This window comes from Buchananella sp. 14KM1171, from assembly GCF_041380365.1.
GTDB classification, from domain to species: Bacteria; Actinomycetota; Actinomycetes; order Actinomycetales; family Actinomycetaceae; genus Buchananella; species Buchananella felis.
The window spans coordinates 2,093,737-2,109,895 of sequence record NZ_CP159981.1 but is presented as its reverse complement, the minus strand read 5'-3'; the positions used below and the strand labels follow the sequence as shown (position 1 = coordinate 2,109,895).

The 16,159-nt window shown below is 69.1% G+C and carries 9 protein-coding genes and 2 tRNA genes; 3 read left to right on the top strand and 8 right to left on the bottom strand.

What is annotated here, in order from left to right:
* Positions 1–298 precede the first annotated feature (298 nt).
* The 4 genes from infB to rimP form a co-directional block, all read right to left on the bottom strand.
* On the bottom strand, positions 299–3,376 hold the full coding sequence (gene infB / locus ABYF38_RS08145; protein WP_371151884.1) for a translation initiation factor IF-2: 3,078 nt from the start codon (positions 3,374–3,376) through the stop codon (positions 299–301).
* 49 nt (positions 3,377–3,425) lie between these two features.
* Positions 3,426–3,779 (bottom strand): YlxR family protein, encoded by a 354-nt coding sequence (locus tag ABYF38_RS08140; protein ID WP_371151883.1) that lies wholly within the window; start codon positions 3,777–3,779, stop codon positions 3,426–3,428.
* Positions 3,780–3,822: 43 nt separating this feature from the next.
* The gene (gene nusA, locus ABYF38_RS08135; protein WP_371151882.1) at positions 3,823–4,839 is read right to left on the bottom strand and encodes a transcription termination factor NusA; all 1,017 of its coding nucleotides are present in this window, start codon (positions 4,837–4,839) and stop codon (positions 3,823–3,825) included.
* Positions 4,840–4,948: 109 nt separating this feature from the next.
* Complete coding sequence (gene rimP, locus ABYF38_RS08130; protein WP_371151881.1) at positions 4,949–5,350, bottom strand: ribosome maturation factor RimP; 402 nt, start codon at positions 5,348–5,350, stop codon at positions 4,949–4,951.
* Between the two features lie 1,208 nt (positions 5,351–6,558).
* On the opposite strand from rimP, the gene ABYF38_RS08125 reads away from it, so the two are divergent.
* A complete protein-coding gene (locus tag ABYF38_RS08125) occupies positions 6,559–6,684 on the top strand; it encodes a hypothetical protein (protein WP_371153020.1) in 126 nt (41 codons plus the stop codon).
* A gap of 584 nt (positions 6,685–7,268) precedes the next feature.
* On the opposite strand, the gene ABYF38_RS08120 is transcribed toward ABYF38_RS08125, so the two are convergent.
* The 3 genes from ABYF38_RS08120 to ABYF38_RS08110 form a co-directional block, all read right to left on the bottom strand.
* Positions 7,269–7,505: a hypothetical protein gene (locus ABYF38_RS08120; RefSeq protein ID WP_371151880.1), complete on the bottom strand. Its 237-nt coding sequence runs from the start codon at positions 7,503–7,505 to the stop codon at positions 7,269–7,271.
* Between the two features lie 792 nt (positions 7,506–8,297).
* Positions 8,298–8,372 (bottom strand) — tRNA-Asn (locus ABYF38_RS08115).
* Between the two features lie 64 nt (positions 8,373–8,436).
* On the bottom strand, positions 8,437–8,829 hold the full coding sequence (locus ABYF38_RS08110) for a hypothetical protein (protein ID WP_371151879.1): 393 nt from the start codon (positions 8,827–8,829) through the stop codon (positions 8,437–8,439).
* A 171-nt stretch (positions 8,830–9,000) separates the two neighbouring features.
* Here ABYF38_RS08110 and ABYF38_RS08105 point away from each other — a divergent pair.
* Positions 9,001–9,077, top strand: a tRNA-Ile gene (locus ABYF38_RS08105).
* 401 nt (positions 9,078–9,478) lie between these two features.
* Positions 9,479–13,888 carry a cell wall-binding repeat-containing protein gene (locus ABYF38_RS08100; RefSeq protein WP_371151878.1) on the top strand — a complete coding sequence of 1,470 codons (4,410 nt, stop codon included), beginning with the start codon at positions 9,479–9,481 and terminating at the stop codon, positions 13,886–13,888.
* 72 nt (positions 13,889–13,960) lie between these two features.
* On the opposite strand, the gene dnaG is transcribed toward ABYF38_RS08100, so the two are convergent.
* Positions 13,961–16,135, bottom strand: a complete 2,175-nt coding sequence (dnaG, locus tag ABYF38_RS08095; protein WP_371151877.1) for a DNA primase — start codon at positions 16,133–16,135, stop codon at positions 13,961–13,963.
* Positions 16,136–16,159 lie beyond the last annotated feature (24 nt).

The following is a 16,159-nucleotide window of genomic DNA, read 5'->3' as shown; positions in this document are numbered from 1 at the left end:
CTAGGCCGTACGAATTTGAAACATTTGCACGACGTTCCGCCCGCCTCCCCCACCCCGACGCCTGGCGCTGGACCACCTAGACAACGCTCAGCAGTCCGCCGGGGCCGGCCACCCCGCCGCCGGCCGGGTGAAGCGGCACGGTGGGGCGGCAGCGTCGTACAAAGAGGCGCCGCGCCCGGCCACCAACCCGGTCGGCAGCGTCGGCCACCACTCCCCCGCAAAAAAGACCGGCGGGGCGGTGGAAAACCCACCACCCCGCCGGGCATCACCACGCGCTCAGGCGCGGCGCAAAGACCGCTCAGTCACGCGGCTTCTCGCGCAGCTCCCAGGTCTCGATGACGTCGCCCTCGGCGATGTCCTTGAAGCCCAGGGTGATACCGCACTCGTAGCCCTCGCGCACCTCGGTGACGTCGTCCTTCTCGCGACGCAGCGACTCGATGGTGAGGTCGTCTGCCAGCACCACGCCGTCGCGCACCAGGCGAGCCTTGGTGTTGCGGCGAATCGTGCCCGAACGGACGATCGAACCAGCGATGTTGCCGAACTTGCCGGAACGGAACACCTGACGGATCTCCGCAGTACCGAGCTGGACCTCCTCGTAGATGGGCTTGAGCATGCCCTTGAGGGAGGCCTCCACCTCCTCGATGGCCTTGTAGATGATCGAGTAGTACTTGATCTCCACGCCCTCGGCGTCCGCCAGCTCCTGCACGCGCTCCGCAGGGCGCACGTTGAAGCCGATGATGACCGCGTTGTCCACCGTAGCCAGGTTGACGTCGTTCTGCGTGATCGCACCCACACCACGGTGGATGATACGCAGCTGGACCTCCTCGCCCACGTCGATCTTGAGCAGCGAGTCCTCCAGCGCCTCCACGGCACCGGACACGTCGCCCTTGAGGATGAGGTTGAGGGTCTCCACCTTGCCGTCCTTCAGGGCGGCGTCGAAGTCCTCCAGGCTGATGCGCTTGCGACGCTTGGCCAGCAGGGCCGCACGCTCCTTGGCGGCACGCTGGTCGGCGATCTGACGCACCGTGCGGTCGTCGTCCGCCACCAGGAAGTTGTCGCCCGCGCGCGGCACAGAGGTCAAACCGATCACCTGGACCGGGCGGGACGGGCCCGCCTCCGTGACCGTGTTGCCGTGCTCGTCGAACATCGCACGCACGCGGCCGTGAGCCGTACCGGCAGCCAGCGAGTCACCGACCCGCAGCGTGCCGCGCTGCACCAGCGCCGTAATGACCGCACCACGACCCTTGTCCAGGTTCGCCTCAATCGCCACACCACGAGCCTGCTGGTCCGGGTTAGCGGTGAGCTCCAGGGCACCGTCCGCAGTGAGCAGCACGGCCTCCAGCAGATCCTCGATACCGGTGCGGTGCAGGGCGGAGACGTTGACGAACATCGTGTCGCCACCGTACTCCTCCGCGATCAATCCGTACTCGGTGAGCTGTCCGCGCACCTTGTCCGGGTTCGCGTCCGGCTTGTCGGTCTTGTTCACGGCCACCACGATCGGCACGCCAGCGGCCTGCGCGTGGTTCAGCGCCTCGATGGTCTGCGGCATGATGCCGTCGTCAGCGGCCACCACCAGGATCGCGATGTCCGTGACCTTCGCACCACGCGCACGCATAGCCGTGAAGGCCTCGTGACCCGGGGTGTCGATGAACGTGATGGTGCGCTTCTCACCCTCCAGCTCGTGGCGGATCTGGTAGGCACCGATGTGCTGCGTGATACCGCCGGCCTCGCCAGCCACCACGTCCGTGGAGCGGATCGCGTCCAGCAGCTTCGTCTTACCGTGGTCAACGTGACCCATGACGGTCACAACCGGCGGACGCGGCAGCTCGTTCTGGCCCTCCTCCGCGTCCAGGTCCAGGCCGAAGGACTCCAGCAGCTCGCGGTCCTCGTCCTCCGGGGAGACAACCTCCACGTCGTAGCCCAGCTCACCGCCCAGCAGCATGAAGGTGTCCTCATCCAGGGACTGCGTGGCCGTGGCCATCTCACCCAGGTGGAACAGCACGGTCACCAGCGACGCCGGGTTCGCGTCGATCTTCTCAGCGAAGTCCGCCAGCGAGGCACCGGAACGGATGCGGATCTTGGTGTTGTTACCGCGAGGAACAACCACGCCACCGATGGTCGGTGCAGTCTGCTCCTCGAACTCCTGACGCTTCGTACGCTTCGACTTCTTGCCGCGCACCGGGCGGCCACCGCCGCGACCGAACGCACCCTGCGTACCGCCACGGCCACCGCGACCGCCGCGACCGCCAGCACCCATGCCACCACCGGCCGGGCCGGCACCGCCGGCCCCACCACGCGGGCCGCCGAAGCCGCCACCGCCGCCGCCCGGCCCCGGACGACCGCCGCGACCGCCAGCGCCACCACCCGGGCGCGCCGGAGCACCCGGGCGACCGATGGAAGACTGGCCCGGCATCATGCCGGGGTTGGGGCGCGGGCCGGCCGGGCGCGGGATCGCGCCGCCGCCGGGACGCGGCCCACCGGCGCGCTCACCAGGAGCGCCGCCGGGGCGCGGGCCAGGACGCTGGCCCGGGCGCGGCATGCCCTGGGCGCTGGAGTACGGGTTGTTGCCCGGGCGCGGACCGCCGGAGCGCTCGCCGCCGGGGCGGGCGCCCATGCCCTGGGAGCTCGAGTACGGGTTGTTGCCCGGGCGCGGGCCGGGGCGCTGCCCCGGGCGGGGGGCACCCGGACGCGGGCCCGGCACGCCGCCGCCGCGCTGAGCGGGGGCCTGGGCGTGGGCCGCGGGAGCCTCAGCCTTCGGCGCAGGCTTGGGGGCCGGCTTCGGGCCAGGCTTGGGGCCGGGCTTGCTTGCCGAAGCGGGGGAACCAGCGGGCCCCCCGGGCGCGGCCTGCGCGGCGCCAGCCGCCGGGGCGGACGGAGCCGGGGCGGCCGGTGCCGGGGCGGCCGGCGCGCCAGCGCCCGCGCCACCCGGGGTCGGCTTGGCGGCCCCAGCCTGGGCCTGGCCCGGCTTTGCGGCGGCAGTCTGCACGCCGGGGACGGTCGGAGCCGCCGGAGCCGCAGCGACGGCGGGGGCGGGGGCGGGGGCGGCAGGCTTCTGCGCGGCAGCGCCGGCAGCGTCGGACGCACCAGCTGCCTGCCCCTTGGGGGCGGCCTTCTTCTTGGACGCGTCGGCCTGGGCCTTGTCCGCGCCTGCGGCGCTGGCGCCGCCCTTGGCCGCGAAGTATTCGCGCACCTTGCGCTCCACCGGCGGCTCCACCGAGGAACTGGGTGCCTTAACGAACTCGCCGAGTTCGGTGCTCAAAATGCCAATGAGCTCCTTGCTGGTCACGCCCAGCTCCTTAGCGAGCTCATGCACGCGAGGCTTTGTGTTTGCCACTTCTCTCCTGTTCGGGCCCCCGCCTCGAACAGGCGCGGGCATTATTTGGTCTGGCAGCTCATCGCTGGGTACTCATCGGGTGCCCATGGCCTTATTCCGCCTTTCCTACAGGCGACGCACCGCGCGCCGCCTGGTTGCCGCCCAACGGCAGCAGTTCCATTAGCCCTGTAACGTCCAGCTCCTCCACCCGCAGCGCGCGGGGAAAGGCTCGCCGTTTCAGCGCTTTCTCTAAGCAGCCTGTCTCGTGGTGGAGCCAGGCGCCCCTCCCGGGCAGGCTGGCGTACTCGTCCAGGACAACGCGTCCATCAAGCTGCACAACCCGCACCAGTTGGTTTCGCTCCCCACGCTTCCGGCAGCCCACACATGTGCGCACGGGAACGTGGCTAGTGGGATTGCTGGCCTTCGCGGGGCCGCCCCCTATTCTAACCAGCGCCCGCTTGGGCATGGCGTAGCCCGGGCGTGTCTCTCGTCGCATAAAGCCCGGGGGATCAGGCCGGCGTGGCGTCCGGGCGAGAGCCGGTGCCGATCACCTGCTCGCCGGCGTGGTCGGGCTTGATGTCGATGCGCCAGCCGGTCAGGCGGGCGGCCAGGCGGGCGTTTTGCCCCTCCTTGCCGATCGCCAGCGAGAGCTGGAAGTCCGGCACCACCACGCGGGCGGTGCGGGCTGCGGCGTCCAGGATGGTCACGGTGCCCACCTTGGCCGGGGACAGCGCGTTGGCGACGAACCGGGCCGGGTCAGCAGACCAGTCCACGATGTCGATCTTCTCCCCGCCCAGCTCTGCCATGACGGAGCGGACGCGCGCGCCCATCTTGCCGATGCACGCGGCCACCGCGCCCACCTGCGGGTCGTGGGAGACCACGGCGATCTTGGTGCGGTGCCCGGCCTCGCGGGCGATGGACTTGATCTCCACGATGCCGTCGGCGATCTGGGGCACTTCCTTCTCGAACAGGCCGCGCACCAGGCCCGGGTGGGTGCGGGACAGGCGAACCTGTGCCCCGTTGGCGCCACGGGAGATGTCCACCACGAACGCGCGCAGCTGCGTGCCATGCGGGTAGGACTCGCCCGGGGCCTGCTCCTCCGGGGGAAGCACTCCCTCCACGCCGTCGCCCAGGTCCACCTTCACCAGCCGGCGGTCCGGGTTTTGCACCACGCGCCCGGAGACGATCGTGCCGGTGGAGTCCTTGAAGCGGCCAAAGACCTTGGCGTCGTCGGCGTCGCGCAGCCGCTGCGTGATGATCGAGCGCACCGTGTTGGTGGCAAGGCGGCCGAAGTTCGACGGCGTGTCGTCAAACTCGCCGATAACCACGCCATCGTCGTCCACCTCGGGCGCCATCACGACGGCCTGCCCGGTGCGCTTGTCGATGTCCACGCGGGCGCCGCGAATGGCGCCGGGGTTTTGCAGGTAGGCCTTCAGCAGCGCCGTCTCGATCGTCTCTACCAGGGTGGAGACGCTGACGCCCAGCTCCTCCCCCACGAGCCGCAGCTGAGTCATGTCGATGTCCACTTCGTTCCTCCTACCTCCAGGCGGTTTGCCCCGCCGCACGTTCTGCCGTGTCTAAGTGTTTAGTTGGGCCAAATGCGCCGCCTTAGCGCCGCCGCCCGTGTTTATCTGGTCAGTCCCGGGAGAATTCCAGGACCACGCGCGACTTTTCGATGTCGGCCATAGCGATTTCCTGCCCGGCCAGGACGACGCTGCCTTCGTTAACGCCCTCCAGCCTGCCCTCGATCTCCTTACCGGCCACGACCGCCTTGACCATACGACCCTCCGCGCGACGGAAATCGCGCGGCGTGGTCAGCACCCGTTCCGCCCCGGGGGTGGAGACCTCCAGGGTGTAGCGGCCCGGGATCGGGTCCTCCTGGTCGAGCCAGCTGGACACCGCCCGGGTGACGTCCACCAGCTGGTCGGAGTCCACGGCGCCGGGGCCGTCGGGCAGGTCCACGGTGACGCGAACCATCGTGTACTTCCCCGACTTGGTCAGGGTGACGTTCTCCAGGTAGAGGCCCAGGGATTCCACTGTCGGTGCAAGTGCTTGCGTTAGATCGGCTCCAGTTGGCTGTGCCATGGCCCGTGCCTCCCCCTCAGGTATGAATAATCCGTTCCATTCTATGGGAAAATTGCGCCCGTGGCTTTCTCACTTACTTTGGACCGTTCCCACGCGCGCAGCCCCCGACCTGGTATTGACCGGGGTAGCGGTGGCGCCAGTGGGCGCCGCAGGCGGACGTTTGGGGCCGCAGTGGCGGCGCTGGTTTGCGGGGCGCTCGCCCTGGGCGGCTGCTCCCTGCGGCTGGAGCGCGAACCGGGCGCACTGCCCCCGCTCACGCACCTCGCCGAGCTTCGTGAGGAGCTTTTCGGCATCGAGCGCGCTATCGAGGCCGGCGCTACCGGGATGGCCCAGGCGGCCGGTGCGAGCGTGCCTGCCCCGGCCGAGACCGACGCCGAAGGGGCTGCCGCCGCCGGCACCGGCGGTGCGGGCGGCACGGGGACCGGCACCGACGGTGCGGGCACCGGGCCGGGCGCAAACGAGGGCGGCGGCAGCGGGTCCGATTCGGCCGGTTCCGCCGGTTCGGCCGGTTCCGCCAGCCCTGCCGGTCCCGCCGCCGGGCAGTACCCACTCACCACGCCCACCGAGACCACGAGCGCGGGAAACGTGAGCGGAGAGGCCCTGGTTGGCTTGGTGGTGCGTTCGCGCGCGCGCCAGGGAGCGTTGGGCGGTCCCTGGCAGCCGTGGACGCAGGGGCCCGCGCCCGCAGCGGCCAGCGCCCCGCCGGCGCGCACGATCCCGGCCAATCCAATCCAACTGCAAGAGCTTGTGGAGCAGGCGCTGCTGAGCGCCAACGAGCTGGCGCTGCTCACCGAGGATGCCGGGCAGGCCGCTACTGCCACCACCTTGACCATCTCCTACGCGCAAGAGCTCACCGCCCTGAGCGCCCGTACTGGACGACGTTCTGACAGCGCCCTGCTTGCCGCCGCCCCCACCTCCGCCAAGCAGCACATCGCGGGACTGCTAACCGGCGGGGCTGAGCAAGTCGGCGCGCAAGACGGGGCCTCGAGCGGCGCAGAGCCGGCGGCTCCTGGGGGCCGCGGCGAGGAAACAGCGGCCGAGTTGAGCATCGGCTCTCTGCTGGCGATCAACTACGTGAAGTGGACTGCTGACACCGCAGCGATCGCCAGTGAGCCCGAGCAGCGCGCTCAGTTCACCAAGATCGCCGACAGGATCGGCTCGTGGCTGCTGTCCGCACAGCCCGTGGCTGCGCCCGCCGGGCAGGGGGAGTCGCAGCAGTCCGGGGCGCAGGCGGATGTGTCTACCTTCTCCGTGGATCGTTCCGCGAGCCCGCGCCAGTGGGTTGAGAGCGCGCTGGCACAGGCCGTGCCGATGCTCATGCAGGAGGCCGTGGCTTCCCCGGCGGGCGACCCACGTTCCCCGCTGCGGGCCGTCAAGCGTCAGGCGGCGCTAATGTACGCGGCCCAGCTCGCCGCCATGCAGGTGGAGTGGGGGGCCACGCCCAGCGCCCTGCCGGGCCAGTAACGCCAGGGCGCGCGGACGGGCTGAGGGGGCCGCCGGTCTTTCCGACCGGCGGCCCCACCCACGTGATCGCCTGGCAGGTGGGCCGCCCCCGCGAGTCAGCCGAGGGCGAGTAGAGGTGAACCCAAGTCCGTAAGGCTGGGCCTACGCAAATGCTGCATCGGGGTACATGCGACCGCTCGGGGGCGCGGCACCGGCCGGTCGCATGTACCCCGCCCGTACTCTTGTGCGCTCGGGGGCAACGCGCCGCTGCCACCAGTCGTCCCCGGAGCAGCGCACGGCTCGGCAGCTAACCAGTCCGCTGCCTATCCCCTTGCCCCTACATCCTCAGCTGTGCCGGGCCGCAATTCATCCCCTCGCTGCGGACACAAAGGGCCCCGGACCATCTCGATACAGGGCTGGGGCCGCTCTACGCAGACGAGGGGGCCAGGAATTCGGCGGCGAATTCTTCGATCACGTCGTATGCCTCAGCCAGGGGACGGATGTATTCCACCAGCTCGGGCGACGCCTCCAATCCGTCGTCGATCATGCAGCCCAACAGCGCGGCGATCGTGGAGGACGCCTCGGACGGCTCCATCTCCGCGCAACGGACTGCCTCCTCGCAGTCATAACGGGGGAATCCGGCTTCAATAGCGAACTCAGCCACCTTCTTAAGATGGCGAACCCATTCGTGTTGGCTGATCACCTGGCCCCCCTCCGTCACAAAACGCGCAGCTATTCCACCACGCCTTGCTGCGAGCGCATAGTCGTTTCGCCTGGGAGTCCCAATAGACAGTTCTGCCCCATCGGGGCCTTGGGCGCGGGACGGTGTCGAGGACGGTCGGCCCGCGTAGGAGGACCGCCCAGACCGACAAAACTCGACGTTGGGCGCTTCTGTCTCCCTGAGCGAGCCACCGAGGGCATGTTTATCACCGAGCGCCGACTCATCCAGCGTGCTGCTGGTAGTGAGAGAGCCTGCCTACGGGGCTGCCCGCCGGAAGGCCCGGAACGAGCGGACGCGTGCGCAAATGAAACTCGACGTTTGACTCTTCAACTAGACGTTGAGCTCCTCAACTAGACGTTCCAACCCGCAGAAACGTCGAGATGAAGCCCCGAACGTCTAGATGAAGCCCCGAACGTCGAGATGAAGCCCAGAACCCAAGCCCCTGGCCCCCGGCCCTCCACCGCCGCGCGCGCCCGGGCGGCGTAGAAGTCCGCGCCCAAGAGCGCCAGCTCATCCGAGCACCACCCGGCCGGACGATCACCACCACTACAGCCACATCTGGGACGCCCCACCATCGCTTCCACCGTGCTCAGGATGCAGCGCCTCAGCACCGACTCCCTCGCGAGCGGGATGGCCGCAGACCGCGAGCGCGTGGTGGCGCTGCTCGAGGGGCGGGAAACGTGGAAGGCCGCAGACATTGCGTCTGCGGCCTCCGTGCTCGGCGTGTCTGCCGATTGGCTCCTGCGGTTGGACTCGAACCAACAACCGTCCGATTAACAGTCGGATGCTCTGCCATTGAGCTACGCAGGATTGCGAGGCATAACTCTACCAGCCCGCTTGGAGTGCTCCGGACCAAAACCGGCCATTTGGGCCCTCATGTGTCCATCCCCACAACCTCGCGCACCTTTGCGAGGAGGCGTTCGACTGCAGCGTCGTCCATCCCATCCAGTGCGGTCCCAACTACGTCCACCACCAATTCTCCGTCGTGGCGGCGCCGCACGGTGGCCCTCGCCCACCTGCCGCCGGGCAGCTTGACGGTGGCCGAGTAAACGATTGCATGCTCCACGGCGTCGATGAGGGCGGAGGAGAAGCGCTCGACGTCGTCGGTGGCGGATTCGAGCACCACGGCGGGCTCGCGCGGATTGGCGCGCTGCAGGGTGAGCAGGCGCGGCTCGGCGTCCCACTGGGCGTGCTGAATGGTGTGGAACTCGTACTCGGCCACCACGGCCTCGCGGTCCGTGACCAATACGCCCCTGCGTCCGACCACGGCGAATCCGCCACCAGCCAAGGCGATGGCAGGGGCACGACGTTCCGCCCTACTGACACCCTGGAGTTGCGGCAAGCGTTGAAAGAGTTTGAACACGACACCTAGCTAACCAAATTTCCGCCCAAAACACGCACGCGGTAGTCTTGCCCGCAGGTACGGCACACCGCACCGCCCCCGATAGCTCAGTCGGTCAGAGCAGCGGACTCATAATCCGTCGGTCCTGGGTTCAAGCCCCAGTCGGGGGACCATTCATATCGGCCCCGCCATCCCGGTTCCCGTCTGCCGCGCAACACGCTCCCCCGCGCCCCGCGAGCGCCCCCGCCCCTACCCGCAGCGGCGCGCACCAAAACCGCGCCATCCCACCACTCCGGGACCAACGTCCCGCGTTCGGAGCCCCTGCTAAATCAAAAGTGCCGCATTACACGCACCACCCAACTAGACTGCGGATCATCAATAGTTGAACGGCTTTTCTAAGCCAACGCAGCGCAGCTTGACCGGTCAATCGGTCAGCTTTCATCGTGCCGGAGATAGCCCCGCACCTTCGCGACTGTTAGCATCCGCCGTTGATTGTGGGCTTCTTACAACCACCAACGGTCGTCCCTCTTGTATCAACTGACTCTCCCCCTTGGCCTATTGCGACGGAGCAAGAATGCAAACGTTTAGGCTGGCTCGGACTGTCCGGGCCCTCGCCGCAGCCATGTTGGCGACCTCATTTGTGGGCTTCGCGGCGCTGAGCGCGCCCCCTGCCCAGGCGGCCAACAACTCCCGTGTGAGCATCCGCGACGTGGAGCTACGCAGGCAGGCCGACCAGGCTGGCACGCCCTCCTGCGTCCAGGGCCCAGCAACGTCAGGCGACACCGTTTGTATAACTTGGACATGGGATGCCACCGGCGCGACCCCGAAGGCGGGGGATGACTTTTTCGTCGAGGTGCCCGCGAATATTGCGCCCGATCCCCAGACTTTTTCTCCCTTAACGGTTTCCTACCGCAATCAGCAAGGCGCCCAGATAAAGCGCGAAGTGGGCACCTGCACTATGCGTGAGCCTGCCTCGGTATTTCCCAACCGAATCCTTTGCCGGTTCAACCCGGCCGTAGCGGACCTGACCAGCGCGTCCGTCCCCATCACCGGCACCGGGTTCGCCGCAGCCAAGATCTACCGGGAGAACGACGCCGCGAGCACCACGTTCGACCTCAACGGCACGGAGACCACCGTCGCCTATCCGGGCGGCGCCCCCATCGTCCCTCCGGTAAACCCGGGCTACGTGCCGAACTCGGATCACCTGGTGGAACATCCCATCAACGCCCAGACCTCGACGCTTGTCTGGAACCTGATGTTGAACTCGGAGCAGTTGCGCAGGCTGGGCCACGGCAGCATTCCTGCCCCTCTCACCGTCAAGATCCAACTGTCCAATGGTCACCGCCTGTCCCGGACCGAGGCCGTGGAGCTGCGGTTCGTGGACTCCATCGACGTTCCCGCACCTAGCCGCCCGGCCCGGGTGGGCACTACCAAGCCTGACATCGCCCCGATCTCCGGCGCCCAGGGGCGCACGCTCTTTGACATTCAGGAGAGCGAGGATGCCTCGGGGACCGCCGTGACGTTCAAGTTGTCCCCGCGCGCCGGCAGCGCGTGGGAGCCGGATGCCAACTACCAGTTGATCTACAAGACCACCCCCGCCTCCGCATCCGGGAAGGCCTACCCGGGCCTGGTCTACCGCAGCAGCGCGTCGCTGGAGCAGCTCGCCATGTCCAGCGGCACCCAGACGGCCTTCGTGCAGGCATCGCCGCAGAGCCGCAAGCTGGACCCCGGCTTCAGCACCTTCGAGGTGGCTGCGCACGTGGACGGCCCGGCCGCGCCCAGCATCCCGTTCGGGACGCCGGCTCGTGTCTCCGTGGCCTGGCAGTTGCCTGCTGGCAAGAGCGCAACTGACTATCCGGGTTGGGTGCCGCCTGCTTCTAACCCCTTCGGCGTTGATCTGCGCGTCGGATACGGCGACGGCTACTACCCGTCCAGCAAGCCGTTCCCGGCGGGAACGCGCCTGACCATTAAGGCCGATCCTGGCTCCGCCCAGGTGGAGGGGGTGGAGCTGGCAAACCCCCGCCTGGTGAACCTCGGGGAGTACTCCTACGGTGACACGGTCTCCCTGGTGGTGGGTTCCGGTAAGGCCACGCGCACCACCCTGACGCTGGAGGCGCGCCCGGTCACCCCAGGCTCCGTGAGCGTCGGCGACTACGTGTGGCTGGACAACAACGGCAACGGGCTGCAGGACTCCGGGGACGCCCCGCTGCCCCGAGTGAAGCTGTCCATCAAGCGGGCGGGCGACGGCTCGGGTGTGCTCGACATTTGGGGCGCCCCGGTTGAGCCGGTCTTCTCTGACTCTGCGGGCCGTTACGAGTTCAAGGACCTTCCCGTCTTGGCTGCCGGCGAGCGCTACATGGTGGAGGCCGTCACCCCGCGCGGCTTTGCTCCCACCGTTGCGGGGCCGACCAACGGCGGCGGGGAGCTGGACTCCTCTACGGGTTTCGCGCTGTCGCGCTCGCCACTGACGCAGGGGCAGAGCGACCCGACTTTGGACTTCGGTTTTGTGCGCCTTCCCGCCGCGATTGACGTGGAGTCTTACTCCGGCACGTGGTCTGGTGTGGTGTTCCAAAACGGGGTCCCGAAGCTGGTCAACGGCGAGCCCGCCAACCTGCCGCAGGGCGACCACGACACGGCTGCCTTGGCGAACGTGCTGCCTGCCAACGCCTCCCACACGGTCAATTTCACGGTGACCAACACCGGTAAGGCACCGCTGCGCAACCTGACGGTTTCGCTGGTGGCTAGCGGCGGCCCGTCTCTGACGGGCCTGTCCTGCCGGGTGGCGGGGGCCGACGTCCCATCCACCTACGGTTTTGTTGCTCTCCCCGTGAATTGGGAGTTCGCTGCGGCCGATTCCTTCAAGTGCACCGCCACTCTGCCGCCGCTTGGTGCCGCGCTGCTCCATTCCCACACGGTGCGGGTGGCTGGCATGCCGATCTCCGGCGGCGCCCAGGTCGCCAACAGCGACCAGTGGCACGCCCGGCGCCTCGCCGCTGTTTCGGTGGGTGATTTCGCCTGGTTCGACCGCAACGGCAACGGCACGCAGGACCCGGCCGAGCCGGGCTTGGCGGGCGTGCAGCTGCGGCTGGTGGGCCCGGGCGGCGCTGCGGTGCGTGACGTGTTTGGCCAGACCGTGGCCGACGTGACCACGGGAGCTGCCGGTAGTTACCTCTTTACTGGGCTTCCCGCGCTGGAGGGAAACCAGAAATACACGGTAACTGTGGTGAAGGTTCCCGCTGGCTACTCCCCCACCAAGGCCGGGGCAAGTGGCGGTAGTGGACAGTTCGACTCCTCGACGGGCTCTGCCGTTACGGTCTTGCCGCTCGCCGCTGATGGGGCCAGGGACATCACGCTTGATTTCGGTTTCGTCAAGACACCGCCCGCACCGTCGCCGTCTGCATCCGCCAGCACGCCTTCGCAGCCAACTGCCTCCGCTTCTGCTTCGGTGTCCTCCTCTGCCAAACCTTCCACGGTCCCTTCCGCTAGTGCTTCGGCTTCGGTATCACTAACTCCCTCTGCGAGCCCAAGTGTCTCGGTTTCGGTACCTCCCTCGGCTAGCGCATCCCCCTCTCCGAGCGCTTCCAGTTCAGATTCAGCGGCGCCTTCGGCAGCACCGTCTCTGTCTGGGTCAGCAGCGCCGTCAGCCTCGGCCACTGCCTCCGCCTCTTCTTCGGCTACTGCCTCCGCCTCTTCTTCGGCCTCGGCCTCGGCCTCGGCCTCGGCCTCGGCTAGTGTCTCTGGCTCCCCGAGCGCATCTGCTTCTGCTCCGCAGAGCACGTCCACTCCGGCCGGTCCTTCGGTTTCTCCTTCCGCCTCTGTGACGCCCTCTAGCTCTGCCACAGCGAGTGCCTCGGTGCACCCTGCGCCCTCCACCACTGCCAGCGCGTCGGCGCCTCCGGCCCCTTCCACCAGTACCTCGGCACCTCCGGCCCCTTCCACCTCCGCGAGCGCCTCAGCCGTTCCATCGGCGTCTTCGACTCCCTCGGTCTCGGCTAGTGCTTCTGCATCCGGGGTCCCCTCTGCCAGCCCGTCCGTCTCCTCTTCGGCTTCCAGCGCACCTGCCCCGTCTTCGTCGGCCACCGCGCATGTGCCGGCGCAGCTGCAACGGGCGGCAGGAGTCAACCGGGTGGACACGGCTATCGAGGTGGCCAAGCTGCTGCCGGTGTCGTCCCGCAACGCGGTCCTGGCGACGGGGCGGGACTGGCCCGACGCCCTGGCGTCGGCTCCCCTGGCCCGCGCGGTCCAGGCCCCTGTGCTGCTCACCACGGCCGTGCACCTGGAGCCGGAGCTGTTGGCCGTGTTGAAGCAGCGCGGGGTGGAGAAGGTGTACGTGGTGGGCGGCACCAACTCGGTCTCTCCCGTCATCGAGCGCCAGCTGCGGGAGAACGCGATGACGGTGGAGCGCGTCTCGGGTCCCGACCGTTTTGCCACCTCGGTAGCGGCGGCGAAGCTGACCCGGAAGCTGGACCCGGGCATCCAGCGGGTGCTGGTCGCCACGGGCACCAGCTACCCGGACGCGCTGGCGGCCGGCAGCGCGTCCGGGCCGGCGCGCTCGTTGACGGTGTTGTCCAACGGGGCCAAGCTCACCGCTGAGGCAGCCACTTACCTGCGCGACGCGCGCCTCTCCCTGGTGGCGATCGGCCCCGGCCCGGACGCGGCCATGCGCGCCGCCGGGCTGCCCGTGGCCGCCCGTTACGCAGGGGCGGACAGGTACGCCACTGCCGCGCTGCTCGCCAAGGCCTTCGCCGCCCCGAACGCCCCCGTAGTGCTGTCCACGGGCGCCGGTTTTGCCGACGCCCTGGGCGGGGCCGCCCTTGCCGCGAATATGAACGGGGTGTTGTTGCTGACGCGCCCGGACGCCTTGCCGCCGGCCACTAGGGATGTGCTGGGGCAGCTGGGCCGCCCCGCTTCCGTCACGATCACAGGCGGGACGCGCACCGTCTCTCCCGCCGTTGCCGACCAGCTCCGGGCCTTGCTGCGCTAGCACCCCAGCCGGGGCGGGGCGGGGGAAGGCGAATCGTGCTTCCCCCGCCCCGCTCCGGCTCGCGCCACGAGCCTAGGTCTGTTCCAGCAGCTGCCTGCGCCGCGTTTCCAGCTTCATCAGCTCGGCCATGGCGGCGTGCGCCTGCTCGGACTCTGCCGGGAGCCTGCGCAGTTGTTGGCGCAGGTCTCCGATCCGCCGCACGATCCAGGCGCGCATGAGCGCCCCGACCACGCCGCGCACGTACTTGTCCACGTCCTTTTCGTCGGCCACGGGCACGGCGGCAACGGAGAGCATGTGCAGCAGCCCGACCAGGTAGGGCTCGACGTATTCGGTCACCTGCCGCATCCACGCCCCCAGGTGGGGGTATTGGGCGGCGGAGCCCACTCCCCCGGCGGCGCGGATGGACTCGTGCAGGCTGCGCAGTGCGGGGACGGTGAAGACGTTGCCGGGTAGGTCGTCAAAGCCCATCTCTGCGGCGGCGCGCGGGGAGAGCAGCACGGCCTCCATGCCCTGGCGTTCGGTGCGGGCGGCGGGGTCGCTGGACCACTGCGCCACCAGTTCGCGCAGTTCCTCCTGGCTCATGGCGCCGCCGCTGATGCTCTGCGCTCCGTCCGCTTCGCCGTAGCCGGACGACGTTCCTCCTGCCACCCCCACCTGGGAGCCACCCCCTTCACCGCCGGGCGCACCCGCCCCACCGTGCGAGCCGGGGGCACCGTGCGAACCGGGCGCACCCGCCCCACCGTGCGAGCCGGGGGCACCGTGCGAACCGGGGACACCCGCCCCACCGTGCGAACCGGGGAGACCGTGCGAACCGGGGGCGCCGGCGAAGCGTCCGCCCTCGTGGCCGCCGTATCGGTCGGGGCGCGCCCGCCCGGCGGCATCGCGTTCGGCGCGCTGCACGGCCTGGCGCAGGGCGCGCTCGTCGATGCCCAGCTTCCCGGCGGTCTCGCGGGCGTATTCGCCGCGCAGGGCGCGGTCGCGGATCTGGGCGATGACGGGGGCCACCACCCGCATGCCGGCCACGCGGCCTTCGGCGGTGGTCACGTCGAGCCCGGCCAGCACGGAGTCGATGGCGAACTCGAACAGGGGTCGGCGCGATTCGATCAGTTCGCGCACGGCGGCATCCCCGCGCTCGCAGCGCACGTCGCACGGGTCCTTGCCGCTGGGTTCCACGGCCACGAAGGTCTGGGCGGCGAACTTCTGGTCCTGCTCGAAGGCGCGCAGGGCGGCCTTGCGCCCGGCGGCGTCGCCGTCGAAGGTGAAGATCACCTCGGCGCCGTGGGGGGCGCCGGTGGAGAAGATGACGCCGGCAGCGGGGTCAAAGGAGTCGCCCAGCAGGCGCCGCGCCACGCGGATGTGTCCTTCTCCGAACGCGGTTCCACAGGTGGCCACAGCCGTTGTTTCCCCGGCCAGGTGAGCTGCCATTACGTCCGTGTAGCCCTCCACCACCACTAGGCGTCGTTTGGCGGCGATGTCCCGCTTGGCCAGATCCACGCCGTAGAGCACCTGGTTCTTCTTGTAGAGCGGCGTCTCTGGGGTGTTGAGGTACTTGGGGCCGTCCTCGTCCCCCAGCTTGCGGGCACCAAAGCCGATGGTGGCGCCGGTCAAGTCGCGGATGGGCCACATGAGGCGTCCGCGGAACCGGTCGTATATCCCTCGCGGCCCCTGGGTGGCCAGGCCGGCTGTGACGATCTCGTCGTCCCTGAATCCCCGGCTGCGCAGCACGCGCAGCAGTTCGTCCCATGCGGGCGGGGAGTATCCGACCCCGAAGTGGCGTGCCGCCCCCCGGTCGAAGCCCCGCGATGCTAGGAACTGGCGAGCCGCGCTTGCCTGCGGGCTGGCCAGCTGGGCCTGGTAGAACTCCTCGGCGATCCGGTGCGCATCCAGCAGCCTCTGGCGCCTACCGGGCTCCTCTGGGCTGCGGGCTGGCCCGGCAGCTCCGTCCTCGTAGTGCAGTTCCACCCCGTATTTGGCGGCTAACAGCTCCACAGCCTCGGTGAAGGAGACCCGGTCCATGCGTTGCAGGAAGGAGAAGACGTCGCCGCCCTCGCCGCAACCAAAGCAGTGCCAGTAGCCCAGCTGGGGGCGCACGTGGAAGGAGGGGGTGCGCTCGTCGTGGAATGGGCACAGCCCCTTCATCGAGCCCACTCCGGCCGACTTCAGGGTGACGTGCGTTCCTACGATCTCTGCAATGTCGGCCCGCTCGCGTACCGCGTCGATGTCTTCGCGCTTAATGAGTCCGGCCATGGGGAACAGTCTAGGCGGCGCTCT

Excerpts from the sequence above, each read along its gene's own strand:
- infB (WP_371151884.1), bottom strand. The coding sequence starts at position 3,376 with ATGCCCGCGCCTGTTCGAGGCGGGGGCCCGAACAGGAGAGAAGTGGCA.
- ABYF38_RS08140 (WP_371151883.1), bottom strand. The coding sequence starts at position 3,779 with ATGCCCAAGCGGGCGCTGGTTAGAATAGGGGGCGGCCCCGCGAAGGCC.
- ABYF38_RS08100 (WP_371151878.1), top strand. The coding sequence starts at position 9,479 with ATGCAAACGTTTAGGCTGGCTCGGACTGTCCGGGCCCTCGCCGCAGCC.
- dnaG (WP_371151877.1), bottom strand. The coding sequence starts at position 16,135 with ATGGCCGGACTCATTAAGCGCGAAGACATCGACGCGGTACGCGAGCGG.